The 5,204-nt window shown below is 43.2% G+C and carries 5 protein-coding genes; 4 read left to right on the top strand and 1 reads right to left on the bottom strand.

All coding sequences use genetic code 11. From position 1 onward, the window contains the following. Positions 1 to 598: DNA gyrase subunit A (locus VF500_RS30735; protein WP_330863309.1), on the bottom strand; the 598-nt coding region annotated here is incomplete at its 3' end. A 344-nt stretch (positions 599 to 942) separates the two neighbouring features. Here VF500_RS30735 and VF500_RS30730 point away from each other — a divergent pair. The 4 genes from VF500_RS30730 to VF500_RS30715 all read left to right on the top strand — a co-directional run bounded on the left by VF500_RS30730 (position 943) and on the right by VF500_RS30715 (position 4,969). Continuing rightward, entirely contained in the window at positions 943 to 1,608 is a 666-nt protein-coding gene (locus VF500_RS30730) for a hypothetical protein (protein WP_330863307.1), read from the top strand. 142 nt (positions 1,609 to 1,750) lie between these two features. Continuing rightward, complete coding sequence (locus VF500_RS30725) at positions 1,751 to 3,649, top strand: DNA topoisomerase IV subunit B (RefSeq protein ID WP_330863306.1); 1,899 nt, start codon at positions 1,751 to 1,753, stop codon at positions 3,647 to 3,649. A 169-nt stretch (positions 3,650 to 3,818) separates the two neighbouring features. Next, positions 3,819 to 4,310, top strand: a complete 492-nt coding sequence (locus VF500_RS30720) for a cytidine deaminase (RefSeq protein ID WP_121233298.1) — start codon at positions 3,819 to 3,821, stop codon at positions 4,308 to 4,310. After that, positions 4,310 to 4,969: a GDSL-type esterase/lipase family protein gene (locus VF500_RS30715; RefSeq protein ID WP_330863305.1), complete on the top strand. Its 660-nt coding sequence runs from the start codon at positions 4,310 to 4,312 to the stop codon at positions 4,967 to 4,969. The genes VF500_RS30720 and VF500_RS30715 overlap by 1 nt, the downstream gene beginning before the upstream one ends. The last annotated feature ends 235 nt before the right edge of the window (positions 4,970 to 5,204 follow it).

Below are 5,204 nucleotides of genomic sequence, written 5' to 3'. Positions count from 1 at the left end.
ATACAGCTATAGAAGCATCGATCAGTTCAATAAAGTTGTGCGGTAATATTTTGGTAGCCAAACCTACCGCAATACCTTCGGCTCCCTGGGCAAGCAACAAGGGGAACTTTACCGGCAGGGTAATAGGCTCTTTGTTACGGCCATCATAGCTGGCTTGCCAAATGGTGGTATCAGCATTGAAAACAACATCGAGCGCAAATTTTGATAAGCGCGCCTCGATATAACGGGGAGCCGCTGCCGAGTCGCCGGTTACCGGATCGCCCCAGTTACCCTGGCAATCGATCAGCAGGTTTTTCTGGCCTATCTGTACCATGGCATCCCCAATAGAAGCATCACCATGCGGGTGATATTTCATGGTATTACCGATCACGTTGGCTGCTTTATTAAAGCGCCCGTCGTCCATTTCCCTCAACGAATGCAGGATACGGCGTTGTACCGGCTTTAAGCCATCATTAATATGCGGAACGGCCCGGTCAAGAATTACATACGATGCATAATCAAGAAACCAGTTTTCATATAACCCATCGAGTGAGGTAACAGTGTGTAGTTTTTCTTCATTAGGGTTTGGTGTATCGTTTTGATGCAGATCTTCACTCATTATTCAATAAAAACTTTTGGATTGGTAAAGATACGGATTATGTATTGATGTGCAGATGGAGCAGACCATATTTTAATGCACAGTTAATTTGGATTTATATCGAAATTGTTACGTTTGTGTTGGTTTTAACAGGCAACAATTGTAAATTGAAAGCGTAAAAAAATCTTTAGTACAACAAATAATTAGTTGATATTACCGTTAAAGCATGACGGTTAATTTGAATAGGTGAGGGTGTTGTTAATTAATTTGTTTATATATTTACCTATGGTGCTTTAAACGAGGGTTTTTCCTTGTCTGTCCCTTAAATGAAAACTATTTTGAAGTTAACCCGGCCCTTATTACTTATGGCTTTATCATTGCTGTGTTTTACAAAAAGCATAGCCCAGGTAAGCCCCAGGCCGTTATACGCCCAAAATATAAAAAAACACACAAGTACAAAAGTTAAGCCTGGTTCCACAAGATCAAAAGGAACTGCTACAGATCAGTTTAAAGAGTTTAACAAGCTTTTAGCCCAGGCCAACGTAATTTACACGCCGCCTAAAGGTTTTAAGGAGATCCAGGCCCCTAACGATGAGGATTTTTCATTCGATTATGCACTGCAGTTGCCGGGGCAGGATTTTGAAGTATGGTTCCAGGTAAAATCTCAGAAACAAAACTATACCAGCTACGAGCAGGGGCAGTATGATATTGACCGGGAAACAGAAAACCCTGATTCGATATATATCAATATGAGCAGGGCCCAGGCTACTGCTTTTACCGGTGAAAGGGATAATTTTATCCGGAGCATACCGGTGAATGTTTTAAACAGGTACAAAGCAGATGCAGGCAAATCATACCTGTTAAACCTGCTTGATTTCCCGGCTACCAAGCATTATAAATACGCCCTGCTTATTGCCTTGCAGCGTAACCATACCGGCACTATTATGGCCGTTTGCTTTACCAACGATAAAGGCCCCGAGTTTTTTAAAAATGTGGACAGGGCAAGTAATTGTTTGAAGTTTAAGCCGTAGGGGGAATCGCACAGCCTTTCCTCTTTTTCCAATCACCCAAATGTTAATAAGTTGATATCTGGTCGCCCGTTAATTGGGCCGGAAGTTTTATTTTTGCAATTAGGCGTATTTTGCGCTGTTTTAAATTTTCTACTTTATATACATGGCAGAACCAGTTAATTATAGTGAAGATAGTATCCGCTCCCTCGATTGGAAGGAGCACATCCGTTTACGTCCCGGTATGTATATTGGTAAATTGGGCGATGGCTCTGCCTATGATGATGGTGTTTACGTACTGCTTAAGGAAATTGTGGATAACTCGATAGATGAGTTTGTGATGGGATCGGGCCGTACCATTGAGGTTAACATGAGCGATCATAAGGTATCGGTACGTGATTACGGCCGCGGCATCCCTTTGGGTAAAGTGATTGATTGTGTATCCAAAATAAATACGGGTGGTAAATACGATAGCAAGGCCTTTCAAAAATCGGTAGGTTTAAATGGTGTGGGTACCAAGGCGGTTAATGCGCTTTCCAACTCATTCACCGTACAATCATACCGTGACGGACGCACCAAACTGGCCGAATTTGCCAAAGGCGAGCTGATCCGTGATGAGAGTGAAAAAGATACTACCCAGCGCAACGGTACTGCAATCAACTTTGTACCCGATGATACTATTTTCAGGCATTACCGTTTCATCCCGGAGTTTGTTGAAAGTATGATCTGGAACTATGTGTTCCTGAACGCGGGCCTTACTATCAATTTTAATAATCAAAAGTATTTTTCGGAGCGTGGCCTTTATGACCTGCTCACCCGTAATACCGATGCTGAAACTTTACGCTACCCGATCATTCACCTTAAAGGCGAGGATATTGAGATCGCGATGACCCACGGCCAACAGTACGGCGAGGAGTATTACTCGTTTGTCAACGGTCAGAATACTACACAGGGCGGTACACACCAGGCGGCTTTCCGTGAGGCGGTAGTAAAAACCGTGCGTGAATTTTACAAAAAGGAATATGATGCATCCGATATCCGGGCATCAATAGTTGCAGCAATTGCCATAAAAGTTCAGGAGCCGGTATTTGAGTCACAAACCAAAACCAAGCTCGGTTCACAAAATATTGGTCCGGATGGGCCTTCGGTACGTGGTTTTATCAATGATTTTGTTAAGAAAGAACTTGACAACTATCTGCATAAAAACCAGGCTGCCGCTGATGCCCTGTTAAAACGGATCCTCCAGTCAGAGCGGGAGCGTAAGGACATTGCCGGCATCAAAAAGCTGGCTAACGAGCGCGCCAAAAAAGCATCGCTCCATAACCGTAAACTGCGTGATTGCAAGCTGCATTTTGAAGATACGCACGAACGTAAACAGGATACAACCTTATTCATCACCGAAGGTGACTCGGCCAGTGGTTCCATTACCAAATCGCGTGATGTAATGACCCAAGCCGTATTTAGCTTAAAGGGTAAACCGCTTAACTGCTTTGGCTTAACCAAAAAGGTGGTTTACGAAAATGAAGAATTTAACCTGCTTCAGCACGCACTGAACATTGAAGATGGTTTGGATGGCCTGCGTTACAACAATATTGTAATAGCTACCGATGCCGATGTGGACGGCATGCACATCCGTCTGTTGCTGATGACTTTCTTTTTGCAGTTTTTCCCCGACCTGGTGAAAGCCGGTCACGTTTCTATCCTCCAAACACCATTGTTCAGGGTACGCAATAAAAAGGAAACCATTTACTGCTACAGCGATGAAGAGCGTCGTAATGCCATAGCTAAATTGGGTAATAAACCAGAGATCACCCGATTTAAAGGTTTAGGAGAGATCTCGCCTGAAGAGTTCGGTTTATTCATCGGTAAAGATATGCGCCTTGACCCGGTGATATTAAGGGATGCTAATATCAAAGCATTGCTTGAGTATTTCATGGGCAAAAACACGCCAACCCGCCAAATGCACATTGTAAACAACCTGCGGGTTGAAAAAGATGATGAAAGCATCAACCCAACAATAGCTAAAGAAGCTGATGCCGAAGAAGAATTGCCGGTAGCGGTATAAAGAACTATGATTTGCCTGATTAAAGGATTTCCCTGAACTGCGTAGCATAAAGGGAGCTTTGATCAGGCTTTTTTTATCATGGAAATCAAATAATCCTAAAAATCAGGGTTCTTATTGAAAATAATCCTTATCTTGTTTCCCCCGATTTTTTAACAAGGGTTGATAACATATGATAAGTCACGAAATTAAAATAGCCTTTGATGAATACGAATCATTGGCCGATCTCCATAAAGCCGACCGTGAGCTGTGCCTCGAAGCGCAGAAAGCCTTGAAAAATTCACATTCTCCATATTCAAAATTCCGTGTTGGTGCGGCATTACGTTTGCAAAGCGGTAAAATTATCTATGGCAGTAACCAGGAAAATGTAGCATACCCATCGGGTTTGTGTGCCGAGCGGGTGGCATTGTTTAACTGGGGCGCCAACCATCCTGATGATCCTATCGAGGCGATGGCTGTAACCGCCCATTCAGATGATTTTCCTATTGTGAAGCCGATTACCTCATGCGGATCATGCTTACAGGTATTAGCTGAGTGCGAAAAGCAGCAAAATCAATCAATAAAAATTATATTGCATGCCGAAGATGGCCCGATATGGATCATCAAAGGCATTGAAAACCAATTGCCGTTTTTATTTTTTGAAGAACGTATAGCTACCCCGTAATGAAAATTAAGCTTTTTTTACTCTTTATCGGTTTGGCATTCAGCACCGGTGTATCGGCTCAGCAGGGCTTCCCGTTTGATAATGAGATCAGGGCGTTTAAACACCAGGACAGCCTGAGTTTTCCGAAACCGGGCGGTATTTTGTTTATAGGCAGCTCTTCTATCCGTAAATGGACTGATTTGGAACAGCGTTATGCAGGCAAGCCTATAATCAGGCGGGGAGTAGGCGGCTGCGAACTATGGCAGGTAGCTGATTATTACACGCCCTATATCCTGTTCCCGTATAAACCGCGCAAGATTTTTATCTACGCAGGCGAAAATGATATTTCAGCAGGTAAATCTGCCCAGGCCGTTGCTGCTTCATTTGCAAAACTCTGGGAGCTGATCCATCAGAAATTACCAAATGCCGAGGTGTATTTTATGTCGATAAAACCGAGCCCGGTACGCGCTAAGTATTATGATGTTGTTTACGCAGCGAACGAGCTGGTGAAAAGTTACCTGAAAGGAAAACCGAAAAGTTATTATGTTGACCTGGTACCGTCTATTTATAAACCAGGCACTACCCAACCCGATTCAAGCCTGTTTAATGACGACTACCTGCACTTAAACAGCAAAGGTTACGACAAATGGCAAAAGGTACTTGATCCGCTGGTGAAATGAAAATAAAAAAGGCCCCGCACCAACGGGGCCTTTACCTACTTACATATTAAACACTACACTAAAACTTACTTATTTAAAAACGCTGTACACGTTTGTGATTTTCCAGCCACTGCCGGTGTTGGTAACAGTTACATAGTTGCTGCGGGTAAAGCTGCTGTATTTCATATCAACTTTTACTACAGCCAGGTCATTGTTGCTTTCAACTATTGAAGTGCTGGTAACGCAATCCTGCTCG

This window comes from Mucilaginibacter sp. (assembly GCF_036383575.1).
Lineage (GTDB): Bacteria > Bacteroidota > Bacteroidia > Sphingobacteriales > Sphingobacteriaceae > Mucilaginibacter.
This window is presented reverse-complemented; position numbering and strand designations above follow the sequence as displayed.